The following is a 16,622-nucleotide window of genomic DNA, read 5'->3' on the forward strand; positions in this document are numbered from 1 at the left end:
ATTTTTATGTAATATTTCTTTGCAAAATCGCAACACTATATGAGTAGATGGGTAGAAAAGGAGTAGTGACATGGATAATACAAAGGTGCGTGTTGAAAACGTAACAAAAGTATTTGGGAAACACCCGCAAAGAGCGCTTACCTTATTAAAAGAAGGAAAAAGCAAATCGGAAATTTTAAAAGAGACAGGAATGAATGTTGGCGTAAAGAAGGCAACGTTTGAAGTATACACCGGAGAAATTTTCGTTATTATGGGTTTGTCTGGTAGCGGAAAATCAACACTAGTTCGAATGCTTAATCAATTAATCAAACCAACAGCAGGGCATATATACATAGACGGTGAAGACATCGCAACGATGGGAAAAGAAGAGTTGCGAAGAGTGAGGAGAACGAAGATGAGCATGGTATTTCAAAAGTTCGCTTTATTTCCTCACCGTACAGTGATACAAAATGTTGCGTACGGGTTAGAAATTCAAGGAGTGCCAGTAGAAGAGCGAGAAAATAAGGCACTAGAATCATTGAAGCTAGTAGGACTCGATCATCATAAAGATAATTATCCAAGTCAACTTAGTGGCGGTATGCAGCAACGTGTTGGAATCGCAAGGGCATTAACAAATAATCCAGATGTATTACTAATGGACGAGTCATTCAGTGCATTAGATCCACTAATTCGAAAAGAAATGCAAGATGAATTGTTAGAGCTACAAGATAAAATGGAAAAAACAATTATATTTATTACACACGATTTAGATGAAGCACTGCGAATTGGGGATCGTATTGCATTAATGAAGGATGGCGAAATCGTTCAAATTGGAACGCCGGAAGAAATTATGATGAGTCCTGCCAATGAATTTGTAGAGAAGTTCGTGGCGGACGTGAATTTAGGAAAAGTAATTACGGCGGAATCTATATTAAAACGACCGGAGACTTTATTAATTGATCGTGGACCACGTGTAGCACTTCAAATCATGAGGAACGCCGGTGTTTCTACTGTGTATGTTGTCAACAAAAAGTATGAATTTTTAGGTATATTAACCGCGGATGATGCGAGTAAAGCAGTACAAAAACAGTGGCCGATTGCTGATTTATTACTTAATGATATTCCGCATGTTTATTTGGATACTTTACTTGAGGAAACATATGCAAAAATGGCGGAGATGAAATATCCGTTACCAGTAATTGATGAGAAGAAAAGACTTAGAGGAATCATTAAACGTGAAAGTGTCATTCAAGCTCTTGCAGGAAACATTGAGGAAGAGGTGAAAGACGATGAATAGTATACCACGTATTCCTTTAGGGGAATGGGTCGACTTATTTGTTGCAAGTTTATATGAACACTTTGAGGGGTTATTCCGAGGATTCTCTTATATTATTGGCGGATTCGTTGATTTACTCACTAATTTTTTAACAATAATACCTGCCATATTGATGATTATTATCTTATGTTTCCTCATTTGGTACACAACGAGGAAAGTATCTTTAGTCATTTTTACGCTCATCGGATTATTATTTATTTTAAATATTAACTACTGGGCACAAACGATGCAAACATTAGCACTTGTACTTACATCTGTTATTATTTCAATCATTGTAGGAATCCCAATCGGAATTTTAGCTTCTCAAAATGAACGTTTTTCAAAATTTTTAAAACCGACATTAGATTTTATGCAAACAATGCCAGCGTTCGTCTATCTTATTCCTGCGATTACATTTTTTGGAGTAGGTGTAGTGCCTGGGATTATTGCATCGGTAATCTTTGCAATGCCGCCGACAATTCGCTTTACAGACTTAGGAATTAGACAAGTTCCAGAAGATTTAATTGAAGCAGCGAATGCATTTGGATCCACAGCATCACAAAAACTATTTAAAGTACAATTACCACTCGCAACTGGAACGATCATGGCTGGAGTGAACCAAAGTATTATGCTTTCTTTATCTATGGTAGTAACAGCATCTCTTGTAGGAGCACCAGGTCTTGGGGTTGATGTATACCGCTCTGTAACACAAGTAAATATCGGAATGGGATTTGAAGCCGGACTAGCTATTGTTGTCATTGCGATTATATTAGACCGTATTACACAAGGATTTCATCAAAAAAGAAGATAAAAAGAAAACACACTTTATTATACAAAGTGTGTTTTTTTGTTTGAAAAGATTACATACGAACAATAACAGAACCGCCAGCTGGTGCACAAACTTGGTTTTGCTGTTGTTCCATTGATTTAATTAAATGATTATTTTCTTCAATTAATGAGATTAGTTTCGCTAATTGACTTTCAAGACTTGCAATACGCTGCATCATATATTGTGAATCATGATGCAATGTATTCCTTACAGGATGAGGGGAATAAACATATTGTTGATTTATATTTGGATTCCAATGAGGATGCATTTGAATCGTTCCTCCTTAAATAAATTACTGATCTTTCTTATAGTAAATGCCTATATATATTTAATGGTTACTTGAAATTTTTCCATTGTAAAAGGAGTATGTACAGAAAATGGAAAATGTTATATATGAAGTTCAAGTACATTTTTTGGGAATGTTCAAGTGAGATAGTGAATGTATGAATACATTCCATTAAATGTATGTTGTTTAGCGAGAAATGATGGGAGGAGATGTAATTTTGGCTAAAAATAATAAAAATGATGCTTTGGCGATAGGTGTTGGTATAGGGGTTGTAATTGGTGTATTTCAAGGGTACTTTACAAATAATTTAGTAATCGGTATTGTGATTGGGATTGTAATTGGGATTGCGTTTTTGAAGAAATAATGAGTTGTAAATTTATTTAAAAAATCGCCTCGTTAAAAGAATGAATTTTCGGAATATAAATCCTGTTTTTCCTTTTTTTATGATATTATATATAAAAAGGATGGTGATAAATATGTCAACAAACAATCAAGTAGAACGAAACTGCTTTATTTGCAAAAAACATAAAGGAAACATTACAGTTCCAGGTGGAGCTATTTATGAAGATGAACTCGTTTACGTTGGACATGTCCATTGGGATAGCGAAGAAACATACCTTGGTTATGTAATGATAGATATAAAAAGACATGTACCTGGCCTTGCTGAACTAACAGATGAAGAAGCGAAAGCGTTCGGGCTAATAACAAGTAGAGTAAGTAAAGCACTAAAGGAAAATGAAGGTGCAGAGCATATTTACATTTTTGTTTCAGGGAATGGTGTACCACATATGCATATGCACATCATACCGCGTTATCCAAATACACCTAAAGAGTTTTGGTCACCAACTGAAGTAGCGAAATGGACTGGTGCGCCATATGGAGACGCAGAGAAAATCAAAAAACTATGCGAAAGAATACGAAAGTATATGGTGAATGAGTATGCATAAAACAAATAATAGACATAATTCATGGATTGGAAATAGGGAAATGTGTTTAGACGAAATTTCAGTAAAACAATATGGTGACATCATGCTCGGTAAATATGGCGGGAATATAAGCGCCGGAGCAAAAAAGAATGAAGATGGTGCGTTAGTTTGGTCAAATGGTGATTGGGAATTTGCAGCTATTTTAGATGGACATAATAGTGCGGAAAGTGTTGATTTAGTAGTAAATACAATCCAAAAGGAATATGAACATATAAAAGTAATGATGAATGAATCAATTGATACAGTATTTCGATCTGTTGAAAATCATCTACTTACAATCTTTCAATCCTCTTCATTTAAAGAAAAGTGCCAAAGCATTAAAGGTGAAACAGCTTGCTTAATAGGTGTAAGAAAAGAAAATTATATATGGTGGTTATCTATTGGCGATTGCCTCATTTATGTATTTCATGAAGAGTTACATAAGTTAGGACAATATGCATTAAATCAACGTCATTTTTACGAATGGGTTGGAAATGTAAACACATTTGATTTACCTGTTCCTTGCTATTCAACAGGCATTCGTGAATTACGTACTGGAAAGAATCGAATTGTAATGGTTACAGATGGAGTATTAGAATGCGGGGAACGTCAATATGAAACACCATTGAATCTGTATAATGATATGAATAGAAATAATGTAGAACTTGAAGAAAGTGTTCATCATGTATTAGAGCACGTTCATCATCAATTCGGACGAGATAGTGCGACAATTATTAGTTGGGACGTTGAAAACAAAGAGAATGCTACATACCCGAGTGATCAACCGGATAAAAGGTAAAGGAGGAGACATCACTGTTTTTAGTTAAAGGAATTTTATTAGTATTATGGATCATTTTCTTAGTTGTTTTGGAAAAAGTAGTGAGAAAAAAATTAAATATACCGAAACAAATTGACTGGAATAGTAAATATGTAAACAACGCTCATAAATGGGGCATTAGGGCTCTTATCATTTCTTATATAGTTATTACGATGATATGTGCCACTTTAAATCCTATTTATATTAGTAATTTACCCATTTTATTTTTAATAACTTTATACTGCTTTCAATCATATATGGAGTGGAAATATGATAAAGAATCAAGGGAATATGTCATTTCTTTAGGAACGGTCCCATTATTAATAATAACAGGAATTATGCTTAATCGTTTCTTTTATAACTATTGGATTTAATCATATGTGGAATGAATGGGGAGACAAATGAAAAATCCTAAATTACGTGCTGAAGTAATGATTTTAAATAAAGATCATTCTAAAGTGCTTGTTCAATGTGATGAGAATGAATCATTTTACCGTTTTCCAGGAGGTTCTATTGAATTTGGTGAGACGGCACAAGAAGCAATAATGCGGGAGTTGATGGAAGAATATGATTTGAAAGTTGATGTTCAAAAGTTAGCAATTATGAGTGAGCATATTTTTGAGTGGAAGAATGAAAAAGGACATCACTGTACATTGATACATGGGGGAACTGTTGAAGAGATAATTACCAATGAAATAAGACATAAATAACATGCGGATATTATAATAATATGGAAAAGTATAGAAGGATTAAAAACGAAGCTAACATATCCTGAAGGGATTGTAAGTTATTTAGAAAAGGATAACCATAATATAGTCCACTTTATTTCTAAAAATAAATAAAGTTATAGGAGGTGGAGTAATGGGAACTTCTACTTTTTGGATTATAAGTATTGTTTTTTGTATAGCTGTTTATTTTTTTGATAAGTTTTTAAGAAAAAAATTGAATATGCCAAAGAGTGGTTTTTGGGGATATAAAAAACATGTAAATAGTTTACATAAAAAATTGGAAATAGGACTTCTTTTTATTTATTTAATAACTAGTTTTATTTTTATCTTTAAATTCGAAAGTGTTAATATTGCTTATGTCATTTTTACTTATTTAGGCGGAACGTTAGTATTAAGAGCAATGATGGAATGGAAATTTGATAGAGAATCGAAAGAATATATATTTTCGATGATCGGAGTATTTACATTTGCTTTTATGACTTCGATGCTTTTCTACTTCTTTCCAACTGCCGCATAAAAAAATGATTGTTGGTGGTATATATAATGAGATGAATTGAAGAGAGGGTAAGTTATTCACAAAAGGATAACTGTCATGTAATCCACTTTATTTTAAATAATGCAACGTAGTAATAGGAGGGGATTGAACATGTGGAATTCTTCTGTTTGGATAATAATTATAGGAATTGCTATAGGCGGATATTTTTTAGAGCAATTTTTAAGAAGAAAGTTGAATATGGAGAAGAGGGGTTTCTTTGGATATAAGCATGTAAATAGCTTGCATGTAAAATTGGAAATTGTATTGTTTATTATTTATTTTGTAAGTATTATTATTTATGTTAATAGAGATGAAAATGCAAACATAGGGTATGCCTTTTTCATTTTTTTTGCAACGTTATGGACGTTACGCGCATGGATGGAGTGGAAATTTGATAGAGAATCGAAAGAATACATCCTTTCTACAATAGGTTTACTTGCATTTGTAGTTATGATTTCATTGCTACTTTACTTCGATCCGATTTCAGCGTAAAAGTAAGTCTATAGATATAAAACGAGGGGATGAAATGGTTTGGGGTTAAATAACATATTAGAACAAATTCGAGTGAAGTCTGTAGAGCAATCACTACAAATAATAGGTATTGATGGTTGTGGTGGCGCAGGAAAAAGTACGATAGCTGATAAAATAAAAAGTAAGTTTTCCACTGTAACAGTTGTACATATGGACGATTTTTATTTACCATCTGCACAAATTGTAAATGAACATCCTACGAATAAATCGATTGGTGCAGATTTTGATTGGAAACGCCTTTTACAAGAAGTTTTAGATCCGATTAGTAATGGCGTTGAAGGCTGTTATAAACGTTATGATTGGGAAACGGATTCTTTAGCCGAATCTCATAATGTCCCTGCAAACGGAATTGTTATTATAGAAGGTGTATATGCAACACGTCAGGAGCTGGCTGAAGTGTATGATTTGAAAATATGGGTGAATTGCCCTCGTGAAACACGGATAAAAAGAGGGATTGCTAGAGACGGGGAAGCAGCGCGCGATATGTGGGAAAACAATTGGATGGTTGCTGAAGATATGTATGTAGAAAGTCATAAGCCACATAAATTGGCAGATTTTATTATTGATGGTACAAATCATGAGATAACTAATAAATAAGAAACCATTTACTACTAAATGGTTTCTTATTTAAATTAATCATTTATTTTGGCTAATATCGATGTAACAAAATTTGTTTTGTCCTCTGCATATTGATGTTTATCATTAGGATTAGCTCGTGAAAGTTGAATCTTTAACTGTTCATACTGAATACGAGAAGTTTTGTTGTCTATTAAGTAATCTCTGAATTGTAATTGTTCTATTAAATATTTGTTCCTGTGTTCATACATATGAATTTGATGAGTTCGTGGCTCGCCTTTATTAAAATAGTATCTTTCAGGCAGTACATCTTTTCTATACTTATAATTTAGTAGTTCTAACTTTTTAATACATGTTAAACCGTACTTATAATCTTCTAATTCGATCGCGATATCAATTATTGGCTTTGCACTTAAATGTGGAATAGAAGTACTACCAATATGGTGTATCGCTAAAATATGTTCGCCAATTTGTTCCTCAATGAATTGTTTCTCTTTTAAAAACTCAAACTCCCATTCTTCAGACCACGGAACTAAAAACACTTTCCCATACGGTAAACCTAACATTTAATTAGCACCTCTTTCAAAATTTATTTGGAAAAGTTAATTACATTTTCTTAAAGCTTCTCAAAACAAGGTACTCCCACAATCTCCAAGGAAGAATCTTCTTCGCTAAGATCATAAATTTTACACCTTTTCCAATTGGATATCGTAAATTCGTATGCTTCGATTCAGCAATTTTTACGATTTTATGAGCAACATCTATTGGATTACCAAATGTATCACTACCGCTATTCATATGTTTTTGTATTTTATCCATATAATCTTTGTAAGGAGAAATTGTATCAGATTGGTTTGTAGCTAGTTGTTTACCAACTTCCCAAATGTTTGTGTTATAAGAACCTGGTTCAACTAAAGCAACATCTATTCCGAAAGGTTGTACTTCTAAACGAAGGGATTCACTCCAGCCTTCTAATGCATATTTTGAAGAGACGTAAGGGGATAGACCAGGAAAGCCAACTTGGCCACTAATACTGCTTATATTAATGATTTTTCCATTTTTTTGTTCTCTCATATAAGGTAAAACAAGCTGAGTGATTGAAATAGCACCAAAAAGGTTCGTTTCAAATTGTTTACGGTATTCCGGTACTGGAATTTCTTCTACAAAGCCCCCATTTGCATATCCTGCATTATTAATAAGAAGGTCTACTCTGTTTATTTCTTTTAAAAATAATTGGAAGTTATGTATTGAGTTTTGATCGGTTACATCTAATTGTTGAATTTTTATGTTTTGCTGCAAGTTGAGTTGAGTAGCTTGAGATATTAGATTTTCTTGTTTATTAAGGTTTCGTATTGTAGCAATGACTAAATAGTCTTTTTTCACAAGCTCAAGTGTAGTTAATAGTCCGAATCCACTTGAAGCCCCTGTTATAACTGCGATTTTTTTATTCATTTTTTGCTCACTTTCTTTTTCTTTTATCATAACGAGTTATATTGCGAAAAGCTATTTATTGTATAAAGATATTTGTTATAATTGAAAATAATTATCAATTAACTAATGATTTATTTATTAAAGGAGTGTGAATTTCATGAGGACTAACGGTTTTCATGATATTTTTCATAAATATTTTCATGGATTACAAATGGCAGATGAAAGATATATGAATGTACCAAAAATATTAGGTAAAGGTGAAGTACGAAGGTGGACCTCGTTTTCTGGAATGGAAATTGTGTTTTCAAATTTTCAATTCTGTAATAATCACCATATTCAATTTGCATCAGATGCAGCAATGGTGGAGCTTAATTTTTGTTTTCAAGGTTCTGGGGAGGTACAAGTAGGTCATTCTTCGCATGAATTAAAGCCTGGAAATAGCTATTTATATTTTATGAATGATTTTGATGTGTTATTTGAATATGAAAAAGAGAAGCCTCTATATTCATTAGCTATTGGAATCCCTGTACCATTGTTTAATCATTTTATGCTGGATTATACGGATGAAGGAATGCTTAATTTTCACGCCCTATTAGGTAATCACTCCTTTAAAAAGTTGCAAAGTCCAATTGACTCTCTATCAGCTAATATTATTTCAAAAATGATAGACTTTCCACATCAAGATCGTATATATCAACTAGAAATTGAAAGTAAAGTGCTTGAATTACTCTCCATACATTTTGGGAGGTTTTTGTTAAAGAATCGTAATGAAATAAAAAGAAGAGTTTTATCAAAAAGTGATATAAATAAAATAAAACGTGCTGAAGAAATATTAGTGCAACGGATGGAATTACCACCATCATTATTAGAATTAGCTCAGTTAGTAGGTTTAAATGATTATAAATTAAAACTGGGATTTAAAGAGGTATTTGGTACATCTGCATTTGCATATTTAAGAGAACAGCGAATGGAACGGGCGATGTTTTTATTACGTTTGGGAACTAATAATGTAACTGAAACAGCAGTCGCTGTTGGGTACAAAAATATTAGTCACTTTTCAGAGTCATTTAAAAAGAAATATGGAATAAATCCTTCTGAAATTTTACGTATGTATTAAAAATCCGTTATACCGTAAACTCCTCCGTCATTTGGTAGTTGCTTTTTGTAATGGTCATTATAATTACAATCAACATCCAATTGAAAATAACTTTTTATGGGGGAATGTAAATGAACGAACGGAATGAACATCACTTTTGGGTATTTGTATTAATAGGAATGTTCCTGATTATAACAACAACCGGTTTTGCACGTATGGCATATGGAATTATATTGCCATTTATGCAAGAGGGGCTTCACTTATCTACAGCTCAATCAGGTATGTTAGGAACTATACTTTTTTTAGGCTATTTATTAACTGTAGGAACATCTGGAATATTTACTATCCGTTTTGGCGCGAAATCAGTTTTATTAATAGGGAGTTGGCTTGTTGTTGTAAGTTTATTGGGATTAGCTTTTGTTTCTTTATTTTGGTTAGTCGCTATTTGTATGCTATGTACTGGAGCTGGTAGTGCTTTAGTATATACACCACTCATGTCAATAACGGTAGGATGGTTTCCGGACAAAAGAGGAACTGTAATGGGGCTGTTATTAAGCGGTGCTGGCATAGGTATGTTATTTAGTGGAATAATTGTTCCTTATGTAGTACGTACATTGCCTGAGTATAGTTGGCGTGGTGTATGGTTTTTGTTTGGCGTTATTACTTGTAGCGTAGTATGTATTGCTTCAATTATTTTGAAAAATCCAGATGTAACAGACGATGAGGAAAAAAGGAATCATAAATCGTTTTTATGGAAAACAAAAGAACTATATGTTATTGCATGGATGTATTTTATTGTGGGAATTGTTTACTTAATTCCGAATTTATATCAAACTAGTTTTATGATTGATAGTGGTATTTCGGCAGCAATGTCAGGAACGATTTATGCAATTGCTGGTATGTTTTCAATAGTAGGAGCTCCTATCTGGGGATTGATTTCAGATCGGATTGGCATAAAGAAAACGTTATGTATTGCACTTTTATTAGCTGTAATAGGTGATGTGGCGCCAATCCTTTTTGGAAATATAATGGGTTTTATCGTATCGGCAATAATTTGGGGTTCTAGCCTCGGTGGTATCCTTTTATTAATTCAAGTTGCAGCATCAAAGCAAGTATCCCAAAAGTATGTATCGATGGCAATTAGTTTTATATCTGTTTTTTATGCAGTTGGTCAAATGATTGGACCAGGACTCGCTGGCTGGATTATTGGGACAAGTGGTTATACAGCAGCTTATGGATTAGGTGCTTTCGGTTTTTTTATGTGTATATGTATGGGATTGCGTTTAAAAAGAGGAAATCTTACAAATTCAGCGTATTTAGAGAAGTGAGTATTGTCATGAAATGAATCTTTTTAAAGGGGAGACGTAAAGTGGTACATGTGAAAGATCTAATAGCAGATCAATTATTAGCGAATGCAAACGATCCTAGTTGGTATATTCCATTTTCAGATGCAGTTAAAGATCTATCTGAGAGGGAAGCTTTTTGGAAACCGAATGAAGAGAGTAATAGTATAGCTGAAATTGTACAACATTTACTGTACTGGAACTCAACGTGGCAAACTAGGTACAAAGAATCAAATGTGAATGCCGTACCCGCTATTGGAGATAATAACAAAAGTTTTATGCTTTCAGATAATCAAACTTTTGATGAATTACGAGAAAAACTACTAGAGAAACTATTACAATGGCAAAAGCTTATAAATGAAGAGAAGGTTGAAAGTGATGTAGTGGGATTTCCTGTCTCTGCTAAGTGGTGGGAAGTGTTAGCAAATGTAACAACTCATAATGCTTATCATATTGGTCAAATTATTTACATCCGGAAGTTACAGAAGAGTTTTGATAATGAATAAGATAATAATTCTCAAATTTGGTGAACAAAAGTGGACAAAACGAGACATATGTCTCATTTTGTCCACTTTTTTATTATGAAAGAAAAGAGAAAACCTATTAAATCAGGGATTAGAATTTGGCACAGTACTTGCAATATAAAAGATGAACAAGAAAATAGGAGGGCTGGACATGTTAAAAACAACTGAAAGTAAAGGAAATGAAATTACGAAAGAACAAGCTCGTTGGATGTATGAAAAAATGTTAGAGATTCGTAAGTTTGAAGATAAGGTACATGAATTGTTCGCGCAAGGCGTTCTGCCAGGTTTCGTTCATTTATACGCAGGTGAAGAAGCGGTAGCAGTTGGTGTATGTGCCCACTTAACAGATAGTGACAGTATTACAAGTACGCATAGAGGGCACGGTCATTGTATCGCAAAAGGTTGTGATTTAAATGGTATGATGGCTGAACTTTTTGGGAAAGCGACTGGGTTATGTAAAGGGAAGGGCGGTTCCATGCATATTGCCGATTTAGATAAAGGAATGCTTGGTGCAAATGGGATTGTAGGCGGAGGATTTCCACTTGCTTGCGGCTCAGCATTAACAGCTAAATATAAAGGAACGAAAGATGTGAGTGTTTGCTTCTTCGGTGACGGAGCAAACAATGAAGGAACATTCCATGAAGGAGTTAATTTAGCAGCGATTTGGAAGTTACCAGTTATTTTTATCGCAGAAAATAATGGTTATGGCGAAGCAACGACATTTGAATATGCTTCAAGTTGTGATTCCATTGCAGATCGAGCGAAAGCTTACAATATTCCTGGTATTCAAGTGGATGGAAAAGATCTACTTGCAGTATATAAAGCAGCTGAAGAGGCGGTGGAGCGCGCACGTAATGGCGGTGGTCCAACAATAATTGAATGTATGACATATCGCAATTACGGTCATTTCGAAGGTGAAGCACAAACGTATAAAACTTCAGAAGAAAAAGAAGAACATTTAAATGAAAAAGATGCAATTGTGAATTTCCGTAAGCATTTAATTCATGAAGCTTTATTAACTGAATCTGAACTTGTCGATATGGAAAAGGCAGTAGATGAAGCAGTGCAAAGATCAATTGAATTTAGTGAAAATAGTCCATATCCAGAGGATGAAGAATTATTAAAAGATGTATATGTTTCTTACAAATAAGAGGAGGGTGAAAAATAATGACTAGAACAGTAAGTATGTCAACTGCAATTAATGAAGCGATGAAAATTTCAATGCGTCGTGATGAAAATGTAATTTTAATAGGTGAAGACGTTGCAGGCGGTGCACAAGTTGATCACTTGCAAGATGATGAAGCATGGGGCGGTGTACTTGGCGTGACGAAAGGACTTGTACAAGAATTTGGTCGAAATCGTATTTTAGACACACCAATTTCAGAAGCAGGTTATATGGGAGCAGCGATGGCAGCGGCGGCAACTGGTTTACGTCCGATAGCTGAATTAATGTTTAATGACTTTATCGGTAGTTGTCTTGATCAAGTATTAAACCAAGGTGCAAAGTTCCGTTATATGTTTGGTGGTAAAGCGAAAGTGCCAGTTACAGTACGTACGATGCACGGTGCTGGTTTTAGCGCAGCAGCACAACATTCGCAAAGTTTATACGCGTTATTTACGAGCATTCCAGGTATAAAAGTTGTCGTTCCTTCTACTCCGTATGACGCAAAAGGCTTATTATTAGCGGCAATTGAAGATGATGACCCAGTAATCTTCTTTGAAGATAAAACACTTTACAATATGAAAGGTGAAGTGCCAGAAGGGTACTATACAATTCCTTTAGGAAAAGCAGATATGAAACGTGAAGGTTCTGACGTAACAATCGTCGCAATTGGAAAACAAGTTCATACAGCACTTGCAGCGGCTGAGCAATTATCGAAAAAAGGACTTGAAGTAGAAGTAATCGATCCACGTTCTTTATCACCGCTTGATGAAGATACGATTTTAGCATCTGTTGAAAAAACAAACCGTCTTATCGTCATTGATGAAGCAAATCCAAGATGTAGTATTGCAACAGATATTGCGGCAATTGTAGCGGATAAAGGATTCGATTTGTTAGATGCACCTATTAAACGAATTACAGCACCACATACACCAGTTCCGTTCTCACCACCACTTGAAAAGTTATATTTACCAACGCCGGAGAAAGTAATCGAAACTGTATCAGAAATGATCGGAGACCAATCTGTATTACATGTGTAATAAAACGATGAGAAGGGAGAGAGAAACATGGCTGTAGAAGTTGTAATGCCGAAGTTAGGTATGGCGATGAAAGAAGGTAGTATTACGAGCTGGAATATTAAAGCGGGTGATCATGTAGCAAAAGGTGAACTAATTGCTAGTATTAACTCGGAAAAAATCGAAACTGAAATAGAAGCACCAGCTGATGGAACTGTTCTTGATATAGCTGTAAGTGAAGATGAAGAAGTTCCACCTGGCACTGTAATTTGCTATATCGGTAAACCGAACGAAAAAGTAGAAGTCTATGAAAGTACAAATGTTGAAGAAGAAAAAACATCTAATCCAGAACCTAAAAAGGTCCAACATCCAGAACCATATGTGATAGATGTGACGAAGCAAAGAGTTAAAATATCTCCAGTAGCGAAGAAAATTGCGAAAACTGAAAATCTTGATATTAGATTGTTACTTGGTACAGGTCCAGGTGGAAGAATTACAAAGGTAGATGTATTAAAGGCGCTTGAAGAAAGAGTAGCAATTCCAGAAGTACTTGAACAAGAAGACAGTAAAGTAATTCCTGTGACTGGTATGCGGAAAGCAATCGCAAATCGTATGCAGGCCAGCTTACAAAATAGTGCGCAATTAACGTTAACGATGAAAGTAGATGTTACAGATTTAGTTGCTTTACATAAAGAAATAGCAGAAGTTGTACAAAAAAGATACGATAACAAACTAACTATTACGGATCTCGTTTCTCGTGCTGTTGTATTAGCGCTTGGGGAGCATAAAGAAATAAACAGCGCTTATATAGATGATACCATTCATCAATTTGAACATGTTCATTTAGGTATGGCGGTCGCGTTAGAAAAGGGACTAGTCGTTCCAGCTATCCGTTTTGCTAATAATCTATCTTTAGTAGAGTTATCTAAACAAATTAAAAACGTTGCACAAAAAGCAAGAGAAGGTAATTTAAGTAGTGATGATATGCAAGGAACAACCTTTACAATTAGTAATTTAGGTAGTTTTGGGATTGAATATTTCACACCAGTATTAAATACACCTGAAGCAGGTATTTTAGGTGTTGGGGCAATTGAACATGTTCCGGTATATAAAGGGAAAAAAATTAAAAAAGGTAGTATGTTACCTTTAAGTTTAACATTCGATCATCGTGTACTAGACGGTGCACCAGCAGCTGCATTTTTACGCACAATTAAACGTTATTTAGAAGAACCTGTAACAATTCTTTTATAAAGAGAAGGTGAGAGAATGAGTAAATTAGTTGTTATTGGGGGCGGACCTGCTGGTTATGTAGCGGCAATTACCGCGGCTCAAAATGGAAAAGATGTCACTCTTATTGATGAAGCTAATCTTGGCGGGACTTGTTTAAATGTCGGTTGCATGCCTACGAAATCATTGTTAGAAAGTGCGGAAGTGCATGACATTGTGAGAAAAGCGAATAATTATGGAGTTACGCTTAACAAAGGAAGTATATCAATTGATTGGAAGCAAATGCAGGCGAGAAAATCACGAATCGTAACGCAGCTCGTCCAAGGAATTCAATATTTAATGAAGAAAAATAAAATAAAAGTTATACAAGGTAAAGCGAAATTTGAAACGGATCACCGTGTGCGAGTTACACACGGTGATAAAGAAGATGTAGTAGATGGAGAACTGTTCATTATTGCGGCAGGTTCAGAACCAACAGAATTACCTTTTGCTCCATTTGATGGGAAGTGGATTTTAAATAGTAGCCATGTAATGTCCCTAGAAAACATACCGAAATCATTATTAATCGTTGGCGGTGGTGTCATAGGTTGCGAGTTTGCAAGTATTTATAGTCGTCTCGGAACAAAAGTTACGATTATCGAAATGGCACCGCAATTATTACCTGATGAGGATGAAGATATCGCACATATATTGAGAAAGAAACTAGAAAGTGATGGCGTAGAAATATTTACAGGAGCAGCTTTAAAAGGATTAAATAATTATAAGAAGCAAGCTTCATTTGAATATGAAGGAAGTATCCAAGAAGCCAATCCGGAATATGTTCTCGTTTCTGTCGGCCGAAAACCACGAGTACAAGAATTAGATTTAGAAAAAATAGGTGTTCAATTTTCAAATAAAGGAATTTCAGTGAATGAACATATGCAAACAAATGTATCACATATTTACGCAGCAGGTGATGTGATTGGGGGAATACAGCTTGCTCACGTTGCTTTCCATGAAGGAACGACAGCAGCGCTACATGCGAGTGGGGAAGATGTGAAGGCAAACTATCATGCTGTACCTCGCTGTATGTATACAGCTCCAGAAATTGCTAGCGTCGGTTTAACAGAAAAAGGAGCAAGAGGGCAATATGGTGATATTCTTATCGGAGAATGTCCTTTTACAGCAAACGGAAAAGCGCTTATTATTGGAGAACAAACGGGTAAAGTAAAAGTCATTGTGGAACCTAAATATCAAGAAATTGTAGGGATTTCTATTATCGGTCCTCATGCAACCGAACTAATCGGACAAGGAACTGTAATGATTCATACAGAAGTTACCGCTGATATTATGAGAGATTATATTGCGGCACACCCAACTTTATCTGAAGCGATTCATGAAGCGTTATTGCAAGCCGTAGGACATGCTATACATGCTTAAATGGAAATATAATAACCCACTATTCTCTAAATGAATGAGAGAATAGTGGGTTGAATTTTTACAGAAGAAATTGAATATCCTATTATTTTTTTACGTCAATCGCTGAAGTAATATCGTTCCAATCAGCAGCTAAATTAGCAGTTTTACCGTACCAATCAGCGTGTTTAAATACAACACCTTTTCCATATCCTTGTGTAGAAGTATGCTCCCAAAGTGTCGTCGAATAACTTGCAGAAGGTGATGCTGTACTTACAGAGGAAATTCTGTCGTTCCAGCTAGATGGTAAGTTTTTAAAACCGCTGCTCCAGTAAATATATTGTCCACCTTTATCTTTATGTTCATAAAAATCAGTACTACCAGCACCGCTACCTAAAGGATTAATTTTATTTTTAAGTACTTTTTTATCCTTTTCAATATAAGCATCTAATGTATCACGGCTAGTAAAACCATAAGCTAGCCAATCTCCATTTTCATTTTGCTCTGGTAATACCATAGTAATTTGGATGTCTTTCTTATCCTGATCACTTAATTTTGTAAGTGATTTAACATTCTGTTCATCCACTTTTAAATAATCAAAAGATTTAATTGTGTTACTTTTTTCTTCAGCACTTACTGCACCTAATCCTCCAGTTAATGCAAATCCCGCTACTAATGTCCCTGCTACTAATTTCTTCAACATATAACCATCCCTTTTTGTTTAGATTTTTGTACAGATGAATCTTTGTACTAGTAAAATGTATTCTAATTATGAACTATTGTAAATATTCTGAAGTTTTAGAAATAAAAGGCGGAATATTTACAGTTTTGCATTTTTTCTTTAGAAAAAATAGTTATTGGAATGAT

20 protein-coding genes and 1 pseudogene are annotated in these 16,622 nt (G+C 34.5%); 17 read left to right on the forward strand and 4 right to left on the reverse strand.

Features of this window, described 5'->3' with window-relative positions; translation table 11 throughout:
- Window positions 1–70 precede the first annotated feature (70 nt).
- Window positions 71–1,276, forward strand: a complete 1,206-nt coding sequence (locus tag ACUN28_RS15800) for a quaternary amine ABC transporter ATP-binding protein (protein ID WP_016087565.1) — start codon at window positions 71–73, stop codon at window positions 1,274–1,276.
- On the forward strand, window positions 1,269–2,105 hold the full coding sequence (locus ACUN28_RS15805; protein ID WP_016087566.1) for an ABC transporter permease: 837 nt from the start codon (window positions 1,269–1,271) through the stop codon (window positions 2,103–2,105). Before ACUN28_RS15800 ends, ACUN28_RS15805 begins: the two co-directional genes overlap by 8 nt.
- Window positions 2,106–2,154: 49 nt before the next feature.
- Here the strand turns inward: ACUN28_RS15805 and ACUN28_RS15810 are convergent, their stop codons facing one another.
- Window positions 2,155–2,391 carry a hypothetical protein gene (locus tag ACUN28_RS15810; protein ID WP_002147404.1) on the reverse strand — a complete coding sequence of 79 codons (237 nt, stop codon included), beginning with the start codon at window positions 2,389–2,391 and terminating at the stop codon, window positions 2,155–2,157.
- Window positions 2,392–2,608: 217 nt separating this feature from the next.
- On the opposite strand from ACUN28_RS15810, the gene ACUN28_RS15815 reads away from it, so the two are divergent.
- From ACUN28_RS15815 to ACUN28_RS15850, 8 genes and pseudogenes are all read left to right on the forward strand, one after another.
- Entirely contained in the window at window positions 2,609–2,773 is a 165-nt protein-coding gene (locus ACUN28_RS15815; protein ID WP_016087567.1) for a hypothetical protein, read from the forward strand.
- 40 nt (window positions 2,774–2,813) lie between these two features.
- Window positions 2,814–3,356 carry an HIT family protein gene (locus ACUN28_RS15820; protein WP_179885423.1) on the forward strand — a complete coding sequence of 181 codons (543 nt, stop codon included), beginning with the start codon at window positions 2,814–2,816 and terminating at the stop codon, window positions 3,354–3,356.
- Window positions 3,349–4,173, forward strand: a complete 825-nt coding sequence (locus tag ACUN28_RS15825) for a PP2C family serine/threonine-protein phosphatase (RefSeq protein ID WP_080117953.1) — start codon at window positions 3,349–3,351, stop codon at window positions 4,171–4,173. The genes ACUN28_RS15820 and ACUN28_RS15825 overlap by 8 nt, the downstream gene beginning before the upstream one ends.
- Window positions 4,174–4,241: 68 nt before the next feature.
- Window positions 4,242–4,565 carry a DUF4181 domain-containing protein gene (locus ACUN28_RS15830; RefSeq protein ID WP_080117954.1) on the forward strand — a complete coding sequence of 108 codons (324 nt, stop codon included), beginning with the start codon at window positions 4,242–4,244 and terminating at the stop codon, window positions 4,563–4,565.
- A 27-nt stretch (window positions 4,566–4,592) separates the two neighbouring features.
- A pseudogene (locus ACUN28_RS15835) lies at window positions 4,593–5,033 on the forward strand (NUDIX domain-containing protein).
- A gap of 19 nt (window positions 5,034–5,052) precedes the next feature.
- Window positions 5,053–5,436, forward strand: coding sequence for a DUF4181 domain-containing protein (locus ACUN28_RS15840; RefSeq protein WP_016087572.1), 384 nt, complete (start codon window positions 5,053–5,055; stop codon window positions 5,434–5,436).
- Window positions 5,437–5,565: 129 nt separating this feature from the next.
- Entirely contained in the window at window positions 5,566–5,946 is a 381-nt protein-coding gene (locus tag ACUN28_RS15845) for a DUF4181 domain-containing protein (protein WP_016087573.1), read from the forward strand.
- Between the two features lie 39 nt (window positions 5,947–5,985).
- Window positions 5,986–6,582, forward strand: a complete 597-nt coding sequence (locus ACUN28_RS15850; protein ID WP_016134680.1) for a uridine kinase family protein — start codon at window positions 5,986–5,988, stop codon at window positions 6,580–6,582.
- 35 nt (window positions 6,583–6,617) lie between these two features.
- Here the strand turns inward: ACUN28_RS15850 and ACUN28_RS15855 are convergent, their stop codons facing one another.
- Both ACUN28_RS15855 and ACUN28_RS15860 read right to left on the reverse strand, forming a co-directional pair.
- Window positions 6,618–7,127 carry a GrpB family protein gene (locus tag ACUN28_RS15855; protein WP_016087576.1) on the reverse strand — a complete coding sequence of 170 codons (510 nt, stop codon included), beginning with the start codon at window positions 7,125–7,127 and terminating at the stop codon, window positions 6,618–6,620.
- 40 nt (window positions 7,128–7,167) lie between these two features.
- Window positions 7,168–8,013 carry an oxidoreductase gene (locus ACUN28_RS15860; protein ID WP_016087577.1) on the reverse strand — a complete coding sequence of 282 codons (846 nt, stop codon included), beginning with the start codon at window positions 8,011–8,013 and terminating at the stop codon, window positions 7,168–7,170.
- A 136-nt stretch (window positions 8,014–8,149) separates the two neighbouring features.
- On the opposite strand from ACUN28_RS15860, the gene ACUN28_RS15865 reads away from it, so the two are divergent.
- The 7 genes from ACUN28_RS15865 (at window position 8,150) to lpdA (ending at window position 15,779) form a co-directional block, all read left to right on the forward strand.
- Window positions 8,150–9,109 carry a helix-turn-helix transcriptional regulator gene (locus ACUN28_RS15865; protein ID WP_016087578.1) on the forward strand — a complete coding sequence of 320 codons (960 nt, stop codon included), beginning with the start codon at window positions 8,150–8,152 and terminating at the stop codon, window positions 9,107–9,109.
- 110 nt (window positions 9,110–9,219) lie between these two features.
- Window positions 9,220–10,416 (forward strand): MFS transporter, encoded by a 1,197-nt coding sequence (locus tag ACUN28_RS15870; protein WP_016087579.1) that lies wholly within the window; start codon window positions 9,220–9,222, stop codon window positions 10,414–10,416.
- A 41-nt stretch (window positions 10,417–10,457) separates the two neighbouring features.
- Entirely contained in the window at window positions 10,458–10,937 is a 480-nt protein-coding gene (locus ACUN28_RS15875) for a DinB family protein (protein ID WP_016087580.1), read from the forward strand.
- Between the two features lie 169 nt (window positions 10,938–11,106).
- Window positions 11,107–12,105, forward strand: a complete 999-nt coding sequence (gene acoA / locus ACUN28_RS15880; protein ID WP_016087581.1) for an acetoin:2,6-dichlorophenolindophenol oxidoreductase subunit alpha — start codon at window positions 11,107–11,109, stop codon at window positions 12,103–12,105.
- Window positions 12,106–12,122: 17 nt separating this feature from the next.
- Entirely contained in the window at window positions 12,123–13,157 is a 1,035-nt protein-coding gene (gene acoB / locus ACUN28_RS15885; protein ID WP_016087582.1) for an acetoin:2,6-dichlorophenolindophenol oxidoreductase subunit beta, read from the forward strand.
- A gap of 27 nt (window positions 13,158–13,184) precedes the next feature.
- Entirely contained in the window at window positions 13,185–14,384 is a 1,200-nt protein-coding gene (locus tag ACUN28_RS15890; RefSeq protein ID WP_016087583.1) for a dihydrolipoamide acetyltransferase family protein, read from the forward strand.
- Window positions 14,385–14,399: 15 nt separating this feature from the next.
- Complete coding sequence (gene lpdA / locus ACUN28_RS15895; protein ID WP_016087584.1) at window positions 14,400–15,779, forward strand: dihydrolipoyl dehydrogenase; 1,380 nt, start codon at window positions 14,400–14,402, stop codon at window positions 15,777–15,779.
- Between the two features lie 82 nt (window positions 15,780–15,861).
- On the opposite strand, the gene ACUN28_RS15900 is transcribed toward lpdA, so the two are convergent.
- Window positions 15,862–16,458: a hypothetical protein gene (locus tag ACUN28_RS15900; protein ID WP_016087585.1), complete on the reverse strand. Its 597-nt coding sequence runs from the start codon at window positions 16,456–16,458 to the stop codon at window positions 15,862–15,864.
- Between the last annotated feature and the right edge of the window lie 164 nt (window positions 16,459–16,622).

The organism is Bacillus sp. WC2507 (assembly GCF_052656125.1).